This is a genomic window from Shewanella sp. 492, from assembly GCF_059338445.1.
The window spans coordinates 3,519,487-3,543,520 of sequence record NZ_CM181702.1; the positions used below are offsets into that span (position 1 = coordinate 3,519,487).

Sequence of the window (24,034 nt, forward strand, 5' to 3'; positions counted from 1 at the left end):
GCGACATAGACTTAAGCTCACACAGATAGCAGCAAAGCACAAGCATCACACCTTAACGCCCCTGTGCTGCGGCCTCTTGGATTAGCTGTAATTGTGGGTGCGAGTCGAGATAGGTCTCTAGGCTCTGAGGCCGGCCGATGGCATAACCTTGCGCATAGTTAATGCCGATAGACTCTAGCCTGTCGATGATCGCTTCATTTTCGACAAACTCGGCGACGGTCTCAATGCCCATGACGCGGCACACATCATGAATCGATTTGACGATGGCGTAATCTTTGGCATTCGTGGCTAAGGTTTTGATAAAGCAGCCGTCGATTTTCACATAGTTCACCGGCAGCTCGCGCAGATAACCATAGGAGGCGAATCCGGTACCAAAGTCGTCGAGCGCAAACGCAAAACCTTGTTTACGAAGGCGGTTCAGCATCTCCATCGCCCGATCGCGATTTTGAATCGCGCTGGTTTCGGTGATCTCAAAGCAGATGCAACGGCTCGGTATAGCAAAATGCTGCAGCTGCGCGATGATATAATCGACCATGCCTTCGGCGCCTAAACTGTTGCCCGATAGATTGATAGATAAACAGTGGTCATGCCATAGCGCTTCGTGGGAGGATAACCACAAGAAGGTTTTGCGGATCACCTCTTTATCAACCTCAGTCATCAACTTAAAGCGCTCTGCGGCCTCAATAAACTGCGCTGGCGGCAAGATCCGCCCACAAGGCTCTTGGATCCGCAGCAGGATCTCCATGCGTTTATGTTGGCCGTTGCCATTAATGCCTTTAATCGGCTGATAATAGAGAATTAACTCATTATGTTCGATCGCCTGGGCTATTCTTACCGCCCACTTGGGTGCATTACGCTGGTAGGTTAATTCTTTATCTTTGTTGTCATAAAAATGCACCTGATTACTGCCTTTACGTTTAGCCGCAATGCAGGCAATATCGGCATCTTTGAGCAACTCAAGCGGTAAAATATAGGGCGAGTGTGCCACCGCGACCCCAGCACTTATCCCCACGCGATATTGGCATCCTTGATGCTCCATCACCTGTTTGGCCACATTATCCATAATGCGCTTCACTTGCTGGGCCACCTGCAGAAGGGTGTTATCTTTAAGGGCCAAGCCAAATTCATCGCCGCCCAGTCGCGCCAGTAAGGCATGGCCAGTCAGACTCGATTGTATTGCCTTGGCAACCATCTTAAGCATGACATCGCCTTGGTTATGACCACAGGAATCGTTGATCAACTTAAATTGCTCAAGATCGAAATAGCACATTGCCAGTACCTTGGCATCATCGGCAAAGTTCACTAAGCGTTCTTCAAAGGCGCTACGATTTAATAACGCGGTCACACCATCAAAGTTAGCTCTGCGCCTTAATTGATGTTTCAGCAACTCCTCTTGGGTGATGTCCCTCAGCACAATCACTGTGCCAATCACCTGATTTTGCGGATCGCGCAAAGTGTTAATGCTACGCTCCATAATCTTGCTCTTGTCATTACAAGATTTAACCTTGCTCAGTAAGGGTTGACTCACGCCACTTTGCATTAATTTAAACAAGGTATTACTAATCTGTTTATCCGACTTAAACAGCTGCTCGATGCTCACCCCGACAGCGGCGCTAGACTCACACTGCAGTAAGCGCTCAGCCTGTGGATTAAGATAAATCGCCTTGGCCGACACGTCGGTTAAAATCACCGCCTCGGCAATCGCCTCTAAGGTGGTTTTTGAGCGCTCTTTTTGCTGAAAAATACGGGCCATCAAATGATTGACCTGCTCGGCGATCCCCGTCAACTCCTCGCAGCCATCACCTCGCAGCGGCACATAAGCCTTAGCAGCAGGATCGATACTGGCTAATTCGGTTAACAGGCGCCGAAAAGGGCTCACTAAGCCGATCCTAAGCCATAAAAATCCCACCAAGAATAGTAGACCGCTCAAGCCGATGACACCATAAAGCAACAGGGTCGGTTGTTGAGGAATATCGGTAAATACGCCCTCGGAAAGGGTTATTGATAAATGCAGAGAGTCATCATCAAGTAGGCCGGGCACGTCCAGTTGGTGTGACAGGGTGGCATAGTTTGGTATAAGACCAGTGGCTTTGCCACGCCCAAGTTGCAGGTGACTCAAGCCATCGTTAACTTGATAGCGGTTTAACAGACTAACATCAACCCCTCTCACAAAGACGATAGATAAGCTCGGATCAACCGGAGCCACACTGACAATAAAGCCCTTATCCGCTTGTAAATAAAACCCCGTCTTCGCCTGAGTTAGCTCAAACAATGAGGCGGGTAATATACTGGAGTCGAAATGCGATATCGCAGCCACGCTCGCGGCAAAGGCAGTTGCTTTATCCTGCTCTAAATAAAACAGACTACGATGCTCGGCTAGTCCACTATTAAGCCAAGCTTGCTCAAAACGCTGGCGACTAGCATGATCCAATGCCGAAATGGGTACACCATAAATCTGGGTAAATAATGCTAAACGCTTAAGCTCAGTATCGATAAGTCTGGCGATGTTGTTAAATTCAGCATCGATGGAGGCACGCTTAAGTTGCTCGACACGATTATCAAACCATAAATTAAGAGAAAAAGTGATGGCGATGATGGCGGGTAAGCAAAATCCTACAACAAAAACCACTAATTTTTTGCTAATACGCATCGGTCTACAACCATCCTGTGTTTATTCATCATCGCATCAATACCAATGCGGCAGGCAAAATACCCTATTTAGCCAATGGATTAAATAGCTTTTCGCACTGCCAATCCAAAAGTATTCATAACGACAGTATTGGTATAAAACTGTTGCCTTAAAGCATAGAACTCATCTCAACACACATAGGCAAAGAGTGATGCTGTTTACGCTAACGTATTGATGCTTGCCATCTCTCCAGACTAAGACGGGATAACCAAGCTCAATGAGCCTGTTAAAATTAAAAAAGCCCGTTAAACGGGCTTTTTTAATTAGACTCACCTCAAGTACAGACTACTTATGGTATTGAGGAGACAGTGCATGCACCGACTTGATGAACGAACCCGCATGCTCTGGATCGACATGCTGGTGAATACCATGTCCTAGGTTAAATACATGGCCAGTGCCTTCGCCGTAAGAGGCCAAGATTTGATCCACTTCTTGATGGATACGCTCAGGAGTACCATACAGCACAGAAGGATCCATGTTGCCTTGCAGGGCAACTTTATCACCCACGCGGCGACGTGCATCACCGATATCCACAGTCCAGTCGAGACCTAATGCGTCACAGCCAGTTTCAGCCATCGCTTCTAGCCACAAACCACCGCCCTTGGTGAATAGGGTCACAGGCACTTGACGACCATCAGCATGACGCGTTAGTCCGTCAACAATCTTTTGCATATAGCGCAGTGAGAATTCACGGTAAGCATGATGTGATAATGCGCCGCCCCACGAATCGAAAATCATTAATGACTGAGCACCATTAGCCACTTGCGCATTCAGGTATAAGGTAACTGAATCGGCAAGCTTATCGAGCAGCATATGCAGTGTGGCAGGCTCTTCGTAGGCCATTTTTTTGATTTTTTCGAACGCCTTGCTTGAACCACCTTCAACCATATAAGTCGCTAGGGTCCAAGGCGAACCAGCAAAACCAATCAACGGCACTTCACCTTTAAGCTCACGACGAATCGTGCTTACGGCATTCATCACATAACCCAGTTCATCTTCTGGATCGGGAATGCACAGCTTTTTAATGGCATCTATGGTATCGGTAGGACGTTCGAAACGTGGGCCTTCGCCCGCTTCAAAATAGAGACCAAGCCCCATAGCATCAGGCACAGTCAAAATATCAGAGAACAAGATCGCGGCATCTAAGTCGTAACGACGAAGCGGCTGAAGAGTGACCTCGCAGGCCAAATCTTGGTTCTTGCAAAGAGACATAAAGTCACCAGCTTCGGCGCGGGTCGCTTTATATTCTGGAAGATAACGACCAGCTTGACGCATCATCCAAACAGGAGTTCTATCAACAGGTTGTTTTAGTAAGGCACGTAAATAACGATCATTTTTTAATTCTGCCATGAGGCTCTATTCCTACGCTTATTGATTTCCGCTGGGACAGTAGTTTAGCATTTACGTGAATAAAGTAACCTCCATCAGTACATTTATGTGACAAACGCCGCTTGATTATAATTTTATCGTCTACCTGTTTGTTTTTGCGACAGACTATTAATGGATAATGAGGCAAAGGTTCCTAATTCGTTAGAAAAACGTTGCACCACATCAAAGCCTTTGATATAAAAAGTCTGCGCTAGCAAGAACAATCAAGAAGCTCGTCGCATCGAGCCCGCAATACCTTTACTCGCCCAGCGATAGGATTCTATCGCTGGGCATTTTATTTTCAGCACCACAGTGGCTCACCCATTCGTTTTACATATACAACCAGCAGATTAGACCAGACGTACCTTGGCTCTGTTTACACCAAAAAAGAGTTGATCAAAGCAGTGGTTGTCACCTACATTAGAAGTTACAGGACAATGTGGATGGGGAACGTCATGCTAAAGCAATTGGAAAGAGCCGAACAAAAATGGAGAGGCTCCAACACACTGATTGACCAATGGCTCAATCATCGACGTAAGTTACTGATCCAATATTGCCAAGTTGCGGGATTGCCTCCCTATGAATCTCACGATAAGTCACTTCCTAGCTTTCAATCAGTAAAAGACTTTTGCGATCTTTTAGTCGATTATGTTTCCGAAGGTCACTTTGAGGTTTACGATCGCCTTGTTAGCGCCTGTGACACAAATGGCCAATCCTGCCTAAACCTCACGCAAGAGGTGATGCCGAAGATCAGCGAGACGACCGATGTGGCACTCGACTTTAGTGACAAATACACTGAAGCCGATGATGACCAAATTCTATATCAACTCGACCATGATTTATCATCACTTGGCGATGCCATGGAAACCCGTTTTCAATTAGAAGATCAACTGTTAGAAGTACTGCATCGTAAATCTGCTTAAGGTTGCACTTAAGTGATAGATTACATTTAAACAGCAATTTACTCACATTAAAAAGGCCAGCTAATAAGCTGGCCTTTTTGCTGTTTACCTAATCGAATCGATTCATTTATACCGCAGACTGGAAGATCACTTCGCCCGCTTTTTGAGTATAAGATTCAATTTTGTCGAAGTTCAAGTAGCGATAAGTATCTGATGCTGTCGCATCGAGCTCTTTAGCATAATCTTGATATTCAGTGACGCTTGGTAGACGACCCAGTAATGCCGCCACCGCCGCTAGCTCAGCCGAGGCTAAGTAAACGTTAGCCCCCGTACCTAAACGGTTAGGGAAGTTACGCGTAGAGGTTGAAACCACAGTTGCGCCTTCGGCTACACGTGCCTGGTTACCCATACACAATGAACAGCCAGGGATCTCGATACGCGCACCGACACGACCGAAGATAGCGTAGTAACCTTCTTCAGTGAGCTGGTCTCTGTCCATCTTAGTTGGCGGCGCGATCCATAGACGTGTTGGCAAGGTCGTTGCAAACTTGTCTAGCATCTTACCGGTTGCGCGGAAGTGACCAATGTTAGTCATACAAGAACCAACGAAGACTTCGTCAATCTTAGTATCGGCAACCGATGACAATAGCACTGCGTCATCTGGATCGTTTGGCGCACACAAAATAGGCTCTTTGATCTCATTCAAATCGATTTCGATCACTTCAGCGTATTCAGCGTCGCTGTCGGCTTCCATCAACTCTGGGTTCGCAATCCACTCTTGCATCGCAGTAATACGGCGCTCGATAGTACGACGGTCACCATAGCCTTCGGCGATCATCCACTTTAACATGACGATGTTAGAGTTGAGATATTCGATGATAGGCTCTTTATCTAGCTTGATGGTACACCCTGCAGCACTACGCTCGGCTGAGGCATCAGATAGCTCAAACGCTTGCTCAACTTTCAGCTTTTCAAGGCCTTCAATCTCCAGTACTCGACCAGAGAAAGCATTAATTTTACCTTTCTTCTCAACGGTCAGTAAGCCCATTTCGATAGCTTTGAGCGGAATAGCATGTACCAAGTCACGCAATGTGATACCGGGCTGCATCTCACCTTTAAAGCGTACCAATACAGATTCAGGCATATCCAGCGGCATAACACCTGTCGCGGCAGCAAACGCCACTAGACCGGAACCTGCTGGGAATGAGATACCGATTGGGAAACGCGTATGCGAGTCACCACCCGTACCAACCGTATCAGGCAGTAGCATGCGGTTTAACCACGAATGGATAACCCCGTCACCTGGACGCAGTGACACACCGCCACGGTTCATGATGAAATCAGGTAGCGTGTGATGCGTGTTCACGTCAACTGGCTTTGGATAAGCCGCGGTGTGACAGAAAGACTGCATGGTCAAATCGGCGCTAAAGCCAAGACAAGCCAAATCTTTTAGCTCATCACGGGTCATAGGGCCGGTCGTGTCTTGAGAACCGACAGAGGTCATCTTAGGTTCGCAGTATTGGTTTGGACGCACACCAGCAACACCACACGCCTTACCGACCATCTTCTGCGCTAGGGTGTAACCCTTGCCAGAATCAACCACATCTTGTGGACGAACAAAAATATCTGATGCAGGTAACCCTAGTGTTTCACGTGCACGATCAGTCAGGCCACGGCCGATGATCAATGGAATACGTCCACCAGCACGCACTTCATCTAACAAGACTTCGGTTTTCAGTTTGAATTCTGAAATCACTTCGTCAGTGCCGTGACGCTTAACCACACCTTGATATGGGTAGATATCAATCACATCACCCATGTTCATTTCGTTAACATCAAGCTCGATAGGCAAAGCGCCAGCATCTTCCATGGTGTTAAAGAAAATTGGGGCAATTTTACCGCCTAGACAGAAACCGCCAGCGCGTTTGTTAGGCACATAAGGAATATCATCGCCCATAAACCACAATACTGAGTTAGTAGCTGATTTACGTGAAGAGCCGGTACCGACAACATCACCCACGTACACGAGTGGATGACCTTTCTCTTTAAGGCTTGCGATCTCTTTGATTGGACCCACAACACCTGGCTCATCGGGTACGATACCGTCACGGGCATTTTTTAGCATAGCTAAAGCGTGCAATGGAATATCAGGACGAGACCAGGCATCTGGCGCGGGAGACAAGTCGTCGGTGTTGGTTTCACCGGTCACTTTGAATACGGTCAGGGTCACTTTTTCAGCTAGCTTCGGACGGTTCAAGAACCACTCGGCATTCGCCCAAGACTCAACCACTTGCTTAGCATGAGCGTTACCCGCTTGCATCTTCTCAACGACATCGTGATACGCATCAAACATCAGTAGGGTATTTGATAAGGCTTTCGCCGCTAACGGTGCCTGGGCATCGTTGTCCAGCTGAGCAATCAGTGGCTCAATGTTGTAGCCGCCTTGCATAGTGCCAAGCAGTTCAACAGCGCGCGCTGAAGATAGGATAGGTGAAGTCACCTCACCTTTGGCAAGTGCATCAAGAAAGCCTGCTTTGACGTATGCAGCTTCATCGACACCGGGTGGAATTCGATTTTCTAGCAGGTCAAGAATAAATTCTTGCTCACCCGCTGGCGGATTTTTGACTAATTCGATTAACTCGGCCACTTGATGGGCATCTAGTGGCTTAGGGACTACGCCCTCTGCAGCACGTTCTGCGACGTGTTTACGATATGCTTCTAGCACGGCAACATTCCTCTTTGTTTGGCGTTCTAACAGCGAAACTGCACGTCTTCAATTTTGAAGTAACATTTTGAAGTTAGTTAACAGTCAAGCAGGCTTAACCCGTATTTCCGGCCGCATTATACTACAGCTTTGCAAAAGTATGAATCAGATCACACTCTTAGAAGTGAGAAATTACCGGGATTCTCTAGGGCGCAAGGCAATTTATCTCAGTGATAAAACAAATGAAATTAGACAATAGTTTGAAACAAGCAATAACTAGTTGATAAACATTAATTTTGGTGCTTAACAATAATTTATTATAAACGCACTAAAAAGCGCATTTATGCGCAAAAATATTTTAAAAAACTTCACCTTATCGGTCGTATTTACCCCAGAAATACGCATAATATTCCATCGACAATGCGTAAATAACCATCAGGAATGGCTCAATGACCCACAAAAGAGTAGCTGCGGTGATCTTCGACATGGACGGGGTATTAATCGACTCTGAACCCAGCTGGCAAGCGGCTGAAATCAATGTATTTAGCCAATTAGGGTTGCCAATTTGCCTACAAGATACGCTACAAACCACCGGATTGCGTATCGACCAAGTGGTCGACTATTGGTATCGACGCCACCCTTGGCCAAATTATGATAATCAAGCCACGGCCAACGCCATTGTGCAGCAAGTCGCGGCAGAAATATTGCGCAGCGGTGAGGCCATGTGTGGCGCCATATCGGCACTGCAAGCCTGCCAAGATAAGCAATTAAAAATTGGCTTAGCCACCTCTTCATCATCGCCACTCATCGAAGCCGTACTGCAAAAACTGGATATAGGCCATTATTTTAATGCCATCTGCAGCGCCGAGTCGCTCACCTTTGGTAAACCGCATCCCGAGGTCTATCTTAATTGCGCAGCCGCTTTACAGGTCACACCCCAAGCGTGTATCGCCATTGAGGATTCCTTTAATGGCCTTATCGCCGCCAGAGCGGCCAATATGCATACTGTGGTGGTTCCGGCAAGCCATGAGGCCGAGCACGCTAAGTGGGCTGCAGCGCACCGTAAACTGGATGACTTAACTCAGTTAAATCACTATTTAACCCAGCTCATGTTTACCCAATAGCGCTAATCACCAGTGAATAAACGTAATGCCTGCTGCCGATTCAGCCATGAAGTAAAAAAGCCGACATCCAGTGATGTCGGCTTTTGCTCGTAATCCAATCACTCGGCTTACATAGGTGGTTGCAATCAAGGCCCAGTGAATATGCTTTAATTCAGGGTTACCAATTTTTACCTAAAAATAAAAACACCGATCTTTCACCGTCATCGGCCCAGCCAAAACCAAAGGCCGCCGGGCCTACCGAGGTATCGGTGCCAAAGTACAGACTGCCGCCATAGATTAACTCATTCATATTGATATCATCGCGTGCCAACCACACGTTACCGGCTTCAATACTGACCCCTAAATAGAGGGGGTAATCGGTCATTCCCAGCATATCGCGGCCAAGATCGTATTGGTAAACAAAGGCGCCAAACGCCTTATGTGGGCCAACGAGCGCATTTTTATGATAACCAGATAAATTAAGGAAGCCACCTAACTCTGAAACGTGCACACTAAATTGATCATCATTATCGACCGTTGCAAACGAAGCCATCCCCACCACGGCATGATTATTAAAACTTAAAGCGCCGCGCCAGCTGCCCTCAAATTGAAAAGAAATATCGGATGGATTGGTCGCAATCTCCTGCGGGCTCTCATCTTTACGATAATAGAAATCAAGCGTTATACGATTGCCCGAGGTGGGAAAGTTAATACTGTTAAGATCATCGAAGCCAAACTTAAGGTAAGCCCCATAGGACTGATAATCTAAATCCCCCGGTAAGAATCCATTTTCCAAATAGCCATTCTGCGCAGTCAAGCCTAACTCTACCGCTCCATGATTGACATAATTAAAACCAAGCCCTAGATCGGCAGCATAATTTGTTTGCCCTAAACGCAACACTCGATTGTTTTCTTCGTAAAAATCCCAATCTTTGCGCTGATAAGAGAGTTCGGTGCGGGCAAAAAAACGTTGATCAGAATCGAGCGGCAAATAAAATTCGGTGGAGAGTAGCTTCTCAAACCCGAGACGTAATTCGTTACGCCACTCACCGCCATATTGAGTAAGATCGGTTATGGTGTAAGCCACATCCAATGACACCACTGAATCGAGACTGAAATCATCTTCCCAACTGAAACCGAGCTGAAAATAATTGGGTCCCCAAGATTTAGCTTGAGTGTTGAGCACGAGTATCCTACCAGCATCAGTATCAATAAATTCGGCATTGACTCGCTCAAATTTATCTAATGCATAAATATTTTTAATTCCTTGTTCTAGCGTATTTTTATCAACAACATCCCCTATCTCAACCCCTAAGGTTTCCCGCAATAGTTTGGCACTGACTTTAGAGTTATTTTCAAAGCGCAATTCAACTACAGGTTGCAGCATATTATTGTTCCAACTTAATCGCTGGACATCTTTTTTTGCTTGATAATCAAGGTAGGATGCTTGACTGACAGATAAGGCTTTGAGTCTATCGAGTTGCGCCAATACTGCCGCATCACCTAAGCTATAAGCTTCAGGCATGATAGTGAAATCTGTGGTACTCAACTCACCCACATCTGGGCGTATCAAAATATCTTGCTCAGTCAGCAGCTGCTTTTGACGTTCGGTGCTGGCGTTGGTCAACATGGTCGATAGCTGATTCAATACCGCGACCGTGCTGGCCAACTGATCGCGCTTAACCAAAGAAGAGCCAATATCAACCGCAATCACAATATCGGCCCCCATCGCCTTAACCACATCGACAGGCATATTGTTGGCGATACCGCCATCAACCACCATCTTGCCATTGTATTGCGCCGCTTGCAGTGCACCGGGCACCGTTGCCGAGGCTTGCATCGCATCAACCAGGCTACCGTGATCCATCACCACGGGCAGGCTAGTTTCTAAATCGGTTGCAACCGCACGATACGGGATCGCCAGCTGATCAAAACTACTAAATTGATGAACTAAATCGGTAGAGCGTTGCAGTAATATCGACATGGTTTGGCCGCGGAGCAAACCATTAGGCGTTTTTATCTCTTTGTCGCTGTATCCCACATTAATAGGAATATTAAACCTGTCTCTGTGTTGCTTATCACGGTAACTCAACGCCTCTCGCGGAATAGTATCAGAATAGCCATCACTCCAATTTTCGCCCATCATGATGGCTTCAATCTCGTTAGCACTGTAGCCCAGCGCATACATACCGCCGACATAGGCTCCAATACTGGTACCGGCGATAAAATCAACAGGGATCCGCTGCTCTTCCAGCACTTTAAGCACCGCCACGTGAGCAGCACCTTTGGCACCGCCGCCACTAAGCACTAGGCCCACCTTGGGGCGAACATCGTCAGCAAGGGCACTAACGCCATAAAACAATGTTATAGATAGCAGCAAAAAACGCATCATATGAGGTCTTTATTTAAGTGATTGATACAAAGAAATACAGTCTAGCAAACATCTTAACAAACTAAAAAGTTTGCTTTTTATTCAATCACATTACTGGCCGACATCGGTATGCTGTTGCGCATTGAGATACGCCTCAAACTCTGGCACCGCCATGGGTTTGGCAAAATAGTAGCCTTGAATAATGTAACAACCTCGACTGAAGACCTGCTCAAGCTGCGCCTTAGTCTCAACGCCCTCGGCCACAACCGTTAACTTAAGGTTGCGCGCCAACTCAATAATACTACTAGCAATGGCCTGATCGGCCTCATTATTGGCGATATCGATTAAGAAACAGCGGTCGATTTTTAAGGTGCTAACATCGAAACTACGTAAATAAGCCAGCGATGAGTAACCCGTACCAAAGTCGTCAATGGCCACATCAATGCCTAAAATACGCAAGGCTTGTAGGTGCTCTTTGGCGATATGAAGCTCTTTCATCAACACCCCTTCGGTGATCTCCAACCCTAACATTTGCGCTGGCATCCCAGATGTTTGCAATGCCTGTTCAATTCCTTGAATGAAGTCGGGCTGCCTAAAATGCACCGCAGAAATATTGACTGACAGTTGTAGTGCATCGCCATAACGCTTAGCCCATTGAGCCCCTTGCATACAGGCCTGCTTTAGCACCCAGCGATCGATATCAATAATCAAACCACAAGACTCGGCGACCTTAATAAAGATATCGGGACTAATATACCCCTCCTGCGGATGACGCCAACGCAGCAGTGCCTCCATGCCAACCACTGTATCATCTTTTAACATATCGATTTGCGGTTGGTAGTGCAGCTCAAACTCCTCTCGAGCAATAGCTTTATGCAGGTCCGCCTCAAGCTTAAGATGGTATAAGGATTCTGCATTGCGCTTTGCAGAGTAATATTGGAAATTGCCCCGCCCCACCTCTTTAGCATGGTACATCGCCTGATCGGCATTTTTAATCAAGGTCTCCGCCTGCTTGGCATCATCGGGCCAGAGACTCACGCCGATGCTGGTGGAGATAAAAAACTCACGACCAAAGAGTTCAAACGGCAGCTCAATTTGACGGATTAACGATTCGCATAGATGGTTTATCGCATCTATATCGTTAATGTTACGCAATAAAATCAGGAACTCATCACCACCAAAACGACACAAAATATGCTCATCAGACACACAAGATTGCAGTCGCTTAGCCGCCTCAACCAGAAGAGCATCGCCCATGCTATGACCATAGGAGTCATTCACACTTTTAAAACGATCGAGATCGAGAAAGATCAGCGCCAACGTCTGGTTATTGGCTTCGGCGCGCTGAATACTTTTATCCAATCGGGTGGAAAATAACGAGCGATTGGGCAGCCCAGTCAACACATCATAGTTAGCTAACTGTCGCAGTGACGCCTCTGTCTGCTTGCGCTCTGAGATGTCGGAGAACACGGCCACATAATGGGTAACCCCTCCATCTTCATTGGTCATCGTCGATAAATTTAACCATACCGGGCATATTTTTTCAGCGGGGGTACAGAAACTATGCTCGCCAGTCCAGGTGTGGTCATGCTCAAGTAAAAGACGAATATCATTATTAGCAGCGTCCATATTTGCAGTTGAGCCATGATGGTGCAGCAATTGAGAGAAGGCACAATCAATCAACTCCTCTGCGCTCATCTGTAATATGGTTTGTGCCGCCTTATTTGATACCTTAACCTGTTCATCAGCATCGAGGATCAGTACCCCTTCTGAGGTGTTACTAAAGGCCTGAGCCAGCAACTTAACGTCATCCTCTAAGCGCCGCTGGGTGGTGATGTCAGTATAAATTCCAGCCACTTTCTTAATCGCACCACTAACAGGGTCAAATTCAAGCGGCTTGCCACTGACACGGGTCCAACCCCAAGTGCCATCGAGACGCCAATATCGATAGTCAACATCTAAACGGTCATCTTGTTGAGTAATTAAGCGTTGCCAGGCTTTAACCACTTTTGCGCGATCATCGTCATGAACAGGAAACTCCTTGATGCTGAGTAACAGCTGCTGTTCATGACTGGGGAAATTGCCACCGTGATTCTCCAAATTGAATAAACCATTATCACTGTGCCATTCCCATAATTCAGAGTCGCTGCCACGCAACGACTGCCGTAGACGGTCTTCACTTTCTCGCAGCGCGCGATTGACTCGTTTAAAGGCCGATAATTGCTTTTGCCTCACCATTAAAAAGCAGAATCCAATGGCGATCGCAGTCATAATAATCAAGGCTTTAAACCAGTCACTGGTCCACCAATAGTCTTGCACACTAAAAGAGTAAGAAAATGGCCTTGGTGACCAGATACCATTTTGCTCACTGAGAATATCTAGGGTGTAATGACCTTCGGGTAAGCCCGCAATATTGACCTGGGACTGCCCTTGCAACAACACATAGTTAGCGGGAGATTGGCCATTATCGCGCCGTAGGCGATACTGCAACTGCAAGGGTAAGTCTGTAAGATAATTTAAACTGGTGAGTTGAAAACTGATCATGTGAGCACCGGGCGCAACAACACTGTTGGGCTCAGGTAAAAGTGACCTTTCGGTGGTTTCATCAAAAAATACCGACATCGACTCCAGCATAATGCCATCAGCAGCCAAACGGTTGCTCAATTTGGAGACATCAATAAGTTCAACCCCATCAGGGCTGCCAATATACAAGCCAATTCCAGGCTCATAAAACGAGGCGCCATCGTTAAGCTCTTCGCTCAAAAGCCCATCTTGCTGCTCGATAACCAAGAGTTTTCCACTGGCTAAATCTTGGCGGATCAATGAAGTGTTGCAGCCCAACACCCGATAATCGGCTAGTTGCTCAATAAAATACACCGAGCCGCATTCAAGTTGCCAATCTTGGGTTAACGTATAATGCTGCCCTGTTTTAGGATAATATTCGACCAACCCATTAGGCGAGGTTCCCAGCCACAATACGTCCGAATCCACTTCACTGATATAACTAATATCGACCGCTCGCTCACCATCATCAATCACATCGCTGCGCGAATAGTAGATCCCCCGATTATCAACATAGCCAAAATGATCACCACCGCCCAACCAGAGCTTACCGTCACTGGCACGAAAAATAGCACGCAGGGGGCTTTGATATTGCTTTCCGTCTATATCTTGTAATGAAAAAGCGTACAGAGCTTGGCTACCTTGATCCCAGTAAAATAATCCTGTCGCCGTGACAAACCACCAACGATGGGTCAACAAGGGATCGTGGTACACCAAATAAATAATCTTATTTTCTAGCGACGATTGACCTCCAGTCCACTGCGCAAAACGTAACATCTGGTTATCATCGCGGTTATAGACAAACAAGCCATTGGTGGTGCCTAGCAAGAGGTGCGCCTCATCAAGTGGCTTAATGCTATATACACTATCACTGACCTCCATCGCATCAATGGAGATCAACTGGCTGCGGCGTTGCTCACGGTTGATTTCAATCAAGCCTTGATCTGTGCCTAGCCATAACCACTCTTGCTGAGCAAAAATACTCCACACCATATCATCGACAAGTTGGTAGGGGGGCTTACGCGTATAGCTCTCTATGACAAACTCGGCGGTATCGGCTAGGATAGCCAGCTCACTTCCTGAGCCACCGACCCAGACAAGATCGTTGCTATCAACCGCGATTTCATGCACATAGTTGAGATCGGCTACTAACTTAATCTGATCATCAAACAGCTTAAATAGCGCGGTATCGGGATGCCATTTTGCCAGTTCATCTCGACCCGCAAGCCACAAAAACCCACTTTTATCTTGGTCAATATCTGAGATATGAAATGAAGCCTGACTCATTTTTTCGACCGTTAACGAATCAGGATGCACACGATATAACCCGTTCGTCGACCCCAACCACACTCGCTGCTGGCTGTCTTCAAATAGGGTATTTATCTGCCCCATCGCTTCGGTCCAGGTAAATACTCCCTTTAGCATGCCTAAGCTGTCTCTTAGTTGCAGTTCTCTTTTCTTGGCAAAAATAAATTGGTTGTTAGCACTGGCCGATAACGTTAACCATCTTGAATCCGGATCGTGAGGAAGAGCGTTGACAAAGGTCAATGTCATGGCTTGATAATCAAAACGATACAGCTCTGCAACGTTATTAAGCAGCAGATAATTGCCGTCGCTTAATAAAGATAGACCACGTAAACCACTGCGACGTACATCGCTAAATAATGCGTCGCTACCAAATAGGCTAAACTCATCGGTGACCATATTGTACAGATAGGTGTTGGCATAGGTACTGACCAACAAGTGGGTGTCACTCAACGACTCTGTCAAAGTGATAAATTCGTCTGACAGGCGGATACCATCGATATTCTTATCGATTCTTCGTGCCTTGATATCGCTAATTCGATAAAGACCCTCTTCGGTCGACAGCCAGGTGTAACCATGCTTATCGAAAGTAATGTCATTAACCTTCGCATTTTGTAAACCATCACGGGCACTAAACACCCGCTGCACCAACTGATCACCATAAGCAGGCAATAGCAAGCCAACCCATAGAATAGGCAGTAAAAGTAGACGCAAGAGTAACGTCATATTCATAAAAAATGCAGCTCAGCCAGACGAACGGTGAACCATAATAGAGGTGTTGTTATCGCACTCAACCTTTTGTAAAAGAAATGATAAAAATAAAGGTGGAATTAGATTAACAAAAAAAAAGCGCTCAATGAGCGCTTTTTTTAATAACTTGAGGTTATTTTTTCTTCTTTGCCTTAGGATTAGGCAAATCAGTGATTGAACCTTCGTAGATTTCAGCGGCAAGACCCACTGACTCATGTAGGGTTGGGTGAGCATGGATCGTTAAGGCTAAATCTTCTGCGTCACAACCCATTTCGATTGCAAGACCAATTTCACCCAGTAGTTCGCCACCGTTAACACCCACGATAGCACCACCAATAACGCGATGAGTCTCTTTATCGAAAATCAGCTTAGTCATGCCGTCAGCGCAGTCTGAAGCGATTGCACGTCCACTGGCCGCCCATGGGAAAGTTGCCGTTTCGTAAGCAATGCCTTGCTCTTTAGCTTCTTTCTCGGTAACACCTACCCAAGCCACTTCTGGGTCTGTGTACGCAATTGATGGGATCACTTTTGGATCGAAGTAGTGCTTCATGCCCGCAATCACTTCAGCGGCAACATGGCCTTCATGCACACCTTTGTGAGCCAGCATTGGTTGACCCACGATATCGCCAATAGCGAAGATGTGCGGCACGTTAGTGCGTAGCTGCTTATCTACATTGATGAAACCACGCTCATCGATGTTAACACCCGCTTTATCAGCGTCGATTAACTTACCGTTTGGCGTACGACCAATGGCAACCAATACTGCGTCATAACGCACAGGCTCAGCCGGGGCTTTTTTGCCTTCCATTGACACATAGATACCATCTTCTTTGGCTTCTACTGCGGTCACTTTAGTTTCAAGAATAAGGTTAAACTTCTTCTTAATCTTCTTCGTGTACACGCGCACGATATCTTTATCGGCAGCAGGGATCACTTGGTCGAACATCTCAACCACGTCAATGTCACTACCCAGTGAAGAGTACACAGTACCCATCTCTAAACCGATGATACCGCCGCCCATAACCAGCAGCTTACCAGGAACTTCTTTCAGCTCTAGCGCGTCAGTTGAGTCCCAAATGCGTGGATCTTCATGAGGAATAAACGGTAACTGGATTGGACGAGAACCCGCAGCGATAATGGCTTTTTCAAAGTGGATCACTTTAACACCATCTTCACCGGCCACTTCAAGCGTGTTAGGACCAGTAAACTTACCTAGGCCATTAACGACGTCGACTTTACGCATCTTAGACATGCCGCCAAGACCGCCAGTCAACTGGCTAATGACGCTTTGCTTAAACTCACGTAGTTTATCAAGATCAATCTGTGGCTCGCCAAAGACCACACCGTGATGAGAAATCGCTTTCGCTTCTTCAATCACTTTAGATACATGCAACAGCGCTTTTGACGGGATACAGCCGACGTTTAGACATACACCACCAAGGGTGCTAAAACGCTCAACGATCACAGTCTCTAGCCCTAAGTCGGCAGCACGAAATGCCGCTGAATAGCCCGCAGGACCCGCCCCTAATACCACTACCTGAGTTTTGATTTCGTTACTCATGTTTTCCTCTATTCTTTTTCATTCCGTTGGGAGGAATCCCGGCCCAACGCTGTATGACGCCAGCTTTTGAACGTATGTTCTTGTAAGGTGGCCGCATTTTAACCTTTCAACGAGTTAAACAAAAGGCTACTCAACCTGAGTAGCCTTAATCATTACAAAATAAGTGTGCGTATGTCGGACAGCATACTTGACAGCGTCACACTGAAGCGTGCGGCCATAGCGCCATCGATAACGCGGTGATCATAAGATAAAGACAGCGGCAACATTAACTTAGGCTCGAAATCTTTACCATTCCACTTAGGTTTAATCTCTGACTTAGACACACCAAGAATCGCCACATCAGGGTAATTCACAATCGGTGTAAATGCTGTGCCACCAATACCGCCAAGGCTAGAGATGGTGAAACAGCTGCCCTGCATGTCGGTCGCTTTTAGCTTACCGTCACGGGCCTTGATAGAGATCTCCATCAGCTCGGCAGATAATTCAAGAATGCCTTTCTTATCGACATCACGTACAACCGGCACGACCAAACCGTTAGGCGTATCGACCGCCACACCGATGTGGTAGTACTTCTTCTTGATCAGCGACTCGCCATCAGGGCTCAAGCTAGCGTTGAACACTGGGAACTGTTGCAGTGTCTTAGCAACGGCTTTCATCATAAACACCAATGGGGTGATCTTGATGCCGCTCTTCTGCTTAGCCGCCAGCTCATTTTGCTGCTTACGGAACGCTTCCATCTCAGTGATATCGGCCTCATCAAACTGTGTCACATGCGGGATCGTGACCCAGTTACGGTGAAGGTTTGGACCCGAGATCTTCTGAATACGGCTCAGTGGTACTTCTTCCACTTCACCAAACTTAGCAAAATCAACCTTAGGTGCGGCAATCACATTCAGCCCACCAGCGCCACCCGCAACGGCTGTCGCCGCAGTGGCTTTTGGACGGCTTAGCTCATACTTGATAAACGCCTGAACGTCTTCCTTAAGAATACGTCCTTTACGTCCAGTACCAGTAACTAGGTTTAAGTCGGCACCAAATTCGCGTGCTAAACGGCGCACTGCAGGTGAGGCATGAACCGCGCCTGTCTTAGGCGTGCTACCGGCACTTGGGTGATGCGGTACTGGCGGCTTACTGGCCGCTGGAGCCTGTACAGGCGCAGCAGGAGCAACTGGCGCGGGCGCTGCGGCTGGTGTAGGTGCTGCAGCTGGCGCAGCAGACTGAGTTTCAACCGTAGCAATCACACTACCTTGAGACACTTTATCGCCCACCTTCACCGTTAACGACACCAGTTTACCGGCAAATGGCGCTGGCACTTCCATGGTCGCTTTATCGGTTTCAAGCGTGATAAGGCCTTGGTCGGCTTCAATCATATCGCCGACAGCCACCAACACTTCAATCACATCGACATCAGATGCATCGCCAATATCTGGCACGGCAATCTCTTTCACTTCAACCGTAGTTGTTGCTTGCGCGGCTGCAGGAGCTGGAGCAGCCTCTGCAACGGGTGCAGGCGCAGCGGCTTCACCACCAGCAACTTGCAGCATCAATACTAGCGAGCCTTGAGACACCTTATCACCCACAGCGACTTTCAGTTCAGTCACCACGCCTGCAGCAGGTGCAGGCACCTCCATGGTAGCTTTATCGGTTTCAAGGGTAATAAGCCCTGTATCCACGTCGATACTGTCGCCCACAGCCACTAATACTTCAATCACATCAACATCTGACGCATCACCGATATCAGGCACGGTCACTTCAATGATTTGTGACGCCGATGGCGCTGCAGCAGCTGGTGCGGCTACAGGAGTAGGCTCAGCAACCGGCGCGGCTGGTGCTGGTGCTGGCGTTTCCGCTGCTGGCGCAGGCGCTGCAGTCTCTGCCCCCGCGGCACTCATCATCGCAATCAAGGTGCCTTCTGACACGGTGTCGCCCACGGCCACTTTCAGCTCAGCAAGGGTACCCGCGAAAGGCGCAGGAATATCCATGGTCGCCTTATCGCTTTCTACCGTAATGATCGACTCTTCTGCTTCGATGCTGTCACCGACAGCAACGCAGATCTCGATAACTTGTACTTCATCCCCACCAATATCGGGGACTAACACTTCTTTTAATTCAGCCATTATCTGTCCCCTTACGCGTACTGTGGGTTGATCTTGTCAACGTCGATGCCATATTCAGCAATCGCTTTAGTCAACACATCCACTGGCAATTCATTGCGGTCAACAAGTGACTTAAGTGCAGCGATAACAATAAACTTAGCGTCCACTTCAAAGTGATGACGTAAGTTTTCGCGGCTGTCACTGCGGCCGAAACCGTCAGTACCGAGTACTTTGTAATCGGTTGGCACATACGCGCGCAGTTGCTCGCCGTATATCTTCATATAGTCGGTGGCCACAATCGCAGGAGCATCACTCGATAGCACTTGGCTAATGTAAGCCTGCTTTGGCGTTTCAGTTGGGTGCAGCATGTTGTAACGCTCGGCAGCCTGACCATCGCGAGTTAGCTCGTTAAAGCTAGTGACGCTAAAGACATCTGACGAAATACCGAAATCTTTTGCCAGCGCTTGCGCCGCTTTACGCACTTGCTCAAGGATGGTGCCACAGCCCATAAGCTGTACCTTACCCTTGCCGCTGCCCGAAACAGACTCAAGCTTGTAGATACCTTTAACGATACCTTCTTCGGCGCCTTCAGGCATTTCTGGCTGAACGTAGTTTTCGTTCATTGTGGTCAAGTAGTAGAAGATATCTTCTTGGTTTTCGCCATACATACGACGGATACCATCTTGAACCACAACCGCAATCTCATAACCGTAAGTGGGATCATAAGAGATACAGTTTGGAATTGTGTTGGCTAATACATGGCTGTGACCATCTTGATGCTGCAGACCTTCGCCGTTAAGCGTGGTACGCCCTGAGGTGCCACCGACCATAAAGCCGCGCGCACGCATATCGCCAGCCGCCCATGCCATATCGCCAATACGTTGGAAACCAAACATAGAGTAATAGATATAGAAAGGGATCGTTGGCATGTCGTTAACCGAATAACTAGTTGCCGCCGCGACCCAAGATGACATAGCACCTAGCTCGTTAATCCCTTCTTGCAGTACTTGGCCCGACTTATCTTCGCGGTAGTAAGCCACTTGATCAGAGTCTTGTGGGATATACTTCTGCCCTTCGTGAGCGTAAATACCCACTTGACGGAACAGGCCTTCCATACCAAAAGTACGCGCTTCATCAGGAATAATTGGCACGATCCGCTTACCGATTTTCTTGTCTTTAAGCAGTGCAGTCAGAATACGTACAAACGCCATGGTGCTTGAAATTTCACGGCCGTTAGAACCTTTAAGCACTGAATCAAAAATCTTCAGCGATGGCACTTCTAGATCTTCTGAGAATTTAGAGCGACGCGCAGGCATAGCCCCATGCAGCTCTTCACGACGCGCTTTAAGGTACTTAACCTCTTCAGAATCGGCACCTGGATGATAGAAAGGAATCTCTTCTAATTGGTCATCGCTAATCGGAATATTGAAACGATCGCGGAAGTATTTAAGTGATTCAACCCCCATCTTCTTCACGTTGTGGGCGATGTTTTTACCTTCACCCGCATCACCCATACCATAACCTTTTACGGTTTTGGCTAGGATAACCGTTGGACGACCCTTGGTGTTTTTAGCATGCTGCAGCGCAGCAAAAATCTTAACGGGATCATGACCACCACGGTTTAGACGCCAAATGTCATCATCAGACATGTTAGCCACCATCTCGGCAGTCTCTGGGTATTTACCAAAGAAGTGCTCACGCGTGTACGCGCCGCCTTTGGCTTTACAGTTTTGGTATTCACCATCAACGGTTTCTTCCATCAACTGCAGTAGCTTACCGCTAGTATCACGCGCTAATAGTGGATCCCAGTAACGACCCCAAATCACTTTAACCGCTTCCCAGCCTGCGCCGCGGAACTCGCCTTCAAGCTCTTGGATGATCTTACCGTTACCACGCACAGGGCCATCGAGACGCTGTAAGTTACAGTTAACAATAAACACCAAGTTATCCAACTCTTCACGAGCAGCAAGGCCGATAGCACCTAATGTTTCTGGCTCATCACACTCACCATCACCCAAGAAGCAGTATACGGTTTGCTCAGAGCAATCTTTCAGACCACGGTCGGTAAGATACTTAAGGTAACGGGCTTGGTAAATCGCCTGGATAGGACCAAGACCCATAGAAACTGTAGGGAACTGCCAGTAGTCAGGCATTAACTTAGGGTGTGGGTATGAAGAGAGACCTTTACCATCAACTTCTTGACGGAAGTTGTTCATCTGATCTTCGGTAATACGCCCTTCAAGGAATGAACGCGAGTAGATACCCGGCGCGATATGACCTTGGAAATACACCAAATCGCCGCCATCTTTTTCATTAGGCGCGCGGAAAAAGTGGTTAAAACATACATCGTAAATCGTGGCACTAGAGGCAAAACTGGAAATGTGACCACCTAGCTCAAGATCTTTTTTCGATCCGCGCAGTACCATAGCCAAGGCATTCCAACGTACGATAGCGCGGATACGACGCTCCATCTCTTGGTTGCCTGGCATGTGTGGCTCTTGGCCAGCAGGAATCGTATTTAAATACGCAGTCGTCGCTTTATAAGGTAGATGGGTGCCGTTACGACGCGCCTTATCGATTAGCTTTTCTAACAGATAGTGCGCGCGCTCTGGGCCTTCCTGCTCTAATACAGCTTGCAGTGAATCTACCCACTCTTGAGTCTCTAACGGATCTAAATCTTGTAGCATATGTTCAGACATTTCGCAGTCCTTCCCTATATACATGAATAATATGAATTAAGTGATAAAAAATGTTGCTAAGGACCTTTGCCTAAACACCACTCTTTAAGCGGCGCAGACTACGCTGCAACCGACTGTCTTCTTCCCGCACAGACAACATCACTTCCTCGATATAACTTAAATGTTCATTCGAGGCTTCTCTTGCTGCGTCGGGATCGCGGCGCACGATAGCGGCGAGTAGATCTCGCCGATGCTCATTTGCCATCTTAGAGGCGTCAGCTCTGCGCTTAAGCAACTCTAAGTTTTGCGCCACATTCTTATGCAGCACGGGAGATAAACTTAATACCAAGTGTAGCATCGCCACATTATGTGATGCCTCGGCAACCGCGCGATAAAAACACACGATTGCTTCAGCCTGCTCCTCAATATTAGGAGCGGCTTCTACCGCTTGGATTTTTTGTTTGATGTTTTGCATATCCGCATCGGTACCCCGAAGCGCCGCAAAATAAGCCATCATGCCTTCAGTGGCGTGACGAAACTCGAGTAGGTCGTATTGACTCTCAGAATCGCTGTGCATCAGCTCCACAATAGGATCTGCCAGGCTCTGCCAAAGTTGTTCTTTGACATAAGTGCCACCGCCTTGACGACGGAGCAACAATCCTTTTGCTTCTAACTTTTGAATGGCTTCACGAAGAGAGGGTCGAGAGACTTCAAATTGCAGTGCCAATTCACGCTCTGGCGGTAATTTTTGTCCCGGTTGCAGACTCCCTTCGAGGATCATCTGCTCCAACTGACCCATGATCACGTCAGAGATTTTTGGCTGGTTGATTTTGCTATAAGCCATATGGGCCTCAGCTCCTATTGTAAATTGGTCTTACCAATTTAATTGACTGAGCGCACTTTATCAAATCACATTTCAGATGTCTAGTTCGTGATCTGCTTCATACTGCCTCAGAATTTGTGAGGATAGCGGAAATTTTACGGCAAGGGGTCAGACCATTTACCACTCACAAGGCCGACCTTCATCCCCCTTTACCTTTCGGCGACTATGCCACGACACCAAATATCGTTAACAAAGAAAGGCCCGTGACCAAGAGGATAAAATTACGCTTACTCAACTGTAGCAAAGAGATAGTCGATTGCACGCATATCGGTGTGGTCGATGAAGGCTCGATAGTTTCTGCCGCTAGGGCCACTTCGGTCAGTAGGGTTTTGGCTGGCATTTGCCACTGCAACGCCAAGCGACGCCAGCGACTAAAAGCAGCCGAAAAATGACCGCTCAAAACATAACCAAACGCGATCAGGCGACTCGGTAACCAATCAAGCACAGTCAACGCCGAGCCCACCAGCGGTAAGTGGATTTTTTGGCTAGCGGCCTCATCATAAAAATAACGCACGGTACAATAAAGCACGGCGCCAGCTGGCCCAAAGAAAATCAAATACAGCGCCACAGCGCCATAAAAACGGTAGTTAAGCCAAGCCACAGTCTGGCCGACTTTGGCGCCTAAGTCGGTTTCCGATATCGCATCGAGGCTAACACTGGGATCAAGCGCCTCGGCAAAGTGATAACATGCTTGCGCATCCCCTCGGCAGGCCGCTTGAATATATTGCTTAAAGACTTGCCGCTGCTTGAGATGACTAAAGCATACAATGGCCACCACAGACCATAATAGTAAACTCACCACGCCCCAAAACATCCCTGCAACCAACCAGCTTAATACCAGCACACTCACCGCGGGTAACAGCAGTGCCAGCAGCATCATTGGCTCACTTTTCAGCGATTTAGCTCCAAAGAACGTTTTGCTATATAAAGCCAATAACGTCTCTAGCTGCCAAGCTTGTGGCAACAGCTTTAACCGCTCAATCATAATCGCTATCAATAACGAAAACAGCGCCATCTCAGTCTCCTTACCCTGTCATTAATCGTCTTATTCGGCTTATTCGG

12 protein-coding genes are annotated in these 24,034 nt (G+C 47.4%); 2 read left to right on the plus strand and 10 right to left on the minus strand.

Features of this window, described 5'->3' with window-relative positions:
• Window positions 1–52 precede the first annotated feature (52 nt).
• Complete coding sequence (locus AC5YBX_RS15520; protein ID WP_494523994.1) at window positions 53–2,650, minus strand: putative bifunctional diguanylate cyclase/phosphodiesterase; 2,598 nt, start codon at window positions 2,648–2,650, stop codon at window positions 53–55.
• Between the two features lie 324 nt (window positions 2,651–2,974).
• Complete coding sequence (gene hemE / locus AC5YBX_RS15525) at window positions 2,975–4,039, minus strand: uroporphyrinogen decarboxylase (RefSeq protein WP_494520768.1); 1,065 nt, start codon at window positions 4,037–4,039, stop codon at window positions 2,975–2,977.
• Between the two features lie 473 nt (window positions 4,040–4,512).
• Here hemE and rsd point away from each other — a divergent pair, with 473 nt between their 5' ends.
• Window positions 4,513–4,980, plus strand: a complete 468-nt coding sequence (gene rsd, locus AC5YBX_RS15530; protein WP_494520767.1) for a sigma D regulator — start codon at window positions 4,513–4,515, stop codon at window positions 4,978–4,980.
• A gap of 106 nt (window positions 4,981–5,086) precedes the next feature.
• On the opposite strand, the gene acnB is transcribed toward rsd, so the two are convergent.
• Window positions 5,087–7,684, minus strand: coding sequence for a bifunctional aconitate hydratase 2/2-methylisocitrate dehydratase (acnB, locus tag AC5YBX_RS15535; protein WP_475515022.1), 2,598 nt, complete (start codon window positions 7,682–7,684; stop codon window positions 5,087–5,089).
• A 428-nt stretch (window positions 7,685–8,112) separates the two neighbouring features.
• On the opposite strand from acnB, the gene hxpB reads away from it, so the two are divergent.
• A complete protein-coding gene (gene hxpB, locus AC5YBX_RS15540; RefSeq protein ID WP_475515023.1) occupies window positions 8,113–8,787 on the plus strand; it encodes a hexitol phosphatase HxpB in 675 nt (224 codons plus the stop codon).
• A gap of 157 nt (window positions 8,788–8,944) precedes the next feature.
• On the opposite strand, the gene AC5YBX_RS15545 is transcribed toward hxpB, so the two are convergent.
• The 7 genes from AC5YBX_RS15545 to ampE all read right to left on the minus strand — a co-directional run bounded on the left by AC5YBX_RS15545 (window position 8,945) and on the right by ampE (window position 23,987).
• A complete protein-coding gene (locus AC5YBX_RS15545) occupies window positions 8,945–11,158 on the minus strand; it encodes a patatin-like phospholipase family protein (RefSeq protein WP_494523995.1) in 2,214 nt (737 codons plus the stop codon).
• 90 nt (window positions 11,159–11,248) lie between these two features.
• The gene (locus AC5YBX_RS15550; protein ID WP_494523996.1) at window positions 11,249–15,736 is read right to left on the minus strand and encodes an EAL domain-containing protein; all 4,488 of its coding nucleotides are present in this window, start codon (window positions 15,734–15,736) and stop codon (window positions 11,249–11,251) included.
• 151 nt (window positions 15,737–15,887) lie between these two features.
• Window positions 15,888–17,315: a dihydrolipoyl dehydrogenase gene (gene lpdA, locus AC5YBX_RS15555; protein WP_494520764.1), complete on the minus strand. Its 1,428-nt coding sequence runs from the start codon at window positions 17,313–17,315 to the stop codon at window positions 15,888–15,890.
• Between the two features lie 152 nt (window positions 17,316–17,467).
• Window positions 17,468–19,432 (minus strand): pyruvate dehydrogenase complex dihydrolipoyllysine-residue acetyltransferase, encoded by a 1,965-nt coding sequence (gene aceF / locus AC5YBX_RS15560; protein WP_494523997.1) that lies wholly within the window; start codon window positions 19,430–19,432, stop codon window positions 17,468–17,470.
• Window positions 19,433–19,443: 11 nt separating this feature from the next.
• The gene (gene aceE / locus AC5YBX_RS15565) at window positions 19,444–22,110 is read right to left on the minus strand and encodes a pyruvate dehydrogenase (acetyl-transferring), homodimeric type (protein WP_494523998.1); all 2,667 of its coding nucleotides are present in this window, start codon (window positions 22,108–22,110) and stop codon (window positions 19,444–19,446) included.
• 70 nt (window positions 22,111–22,180) lie between these two features.
• Window positions 22,181–22,933, minus strand: a complete 753-nt coding sequence (pdhR, locus tag AC5YBX_RS15570) for a pyruvate dehydrogenase complex transcriptional repressor PdhR (RefSeq protein ID WP_494520761.1) — start codon at window positions 22,931–22,933, stop codon at window positions 22,181–22,183.
• Between the two features lie 202 nt (window positions 22,934–23,135).
• Entirely contained in the window at window positions 23,136–23,987 is an 852-nt protein-coding gene (gene ampE / locus AC5YBX_RS15575; RefSeq protein ID WP_494523999.1) for a beta-lactamase regulator AmpE, read from the minus strand.
• Between the last annotated feature and the right edge of the window lie 47 nt (window positions 23,988–24,034).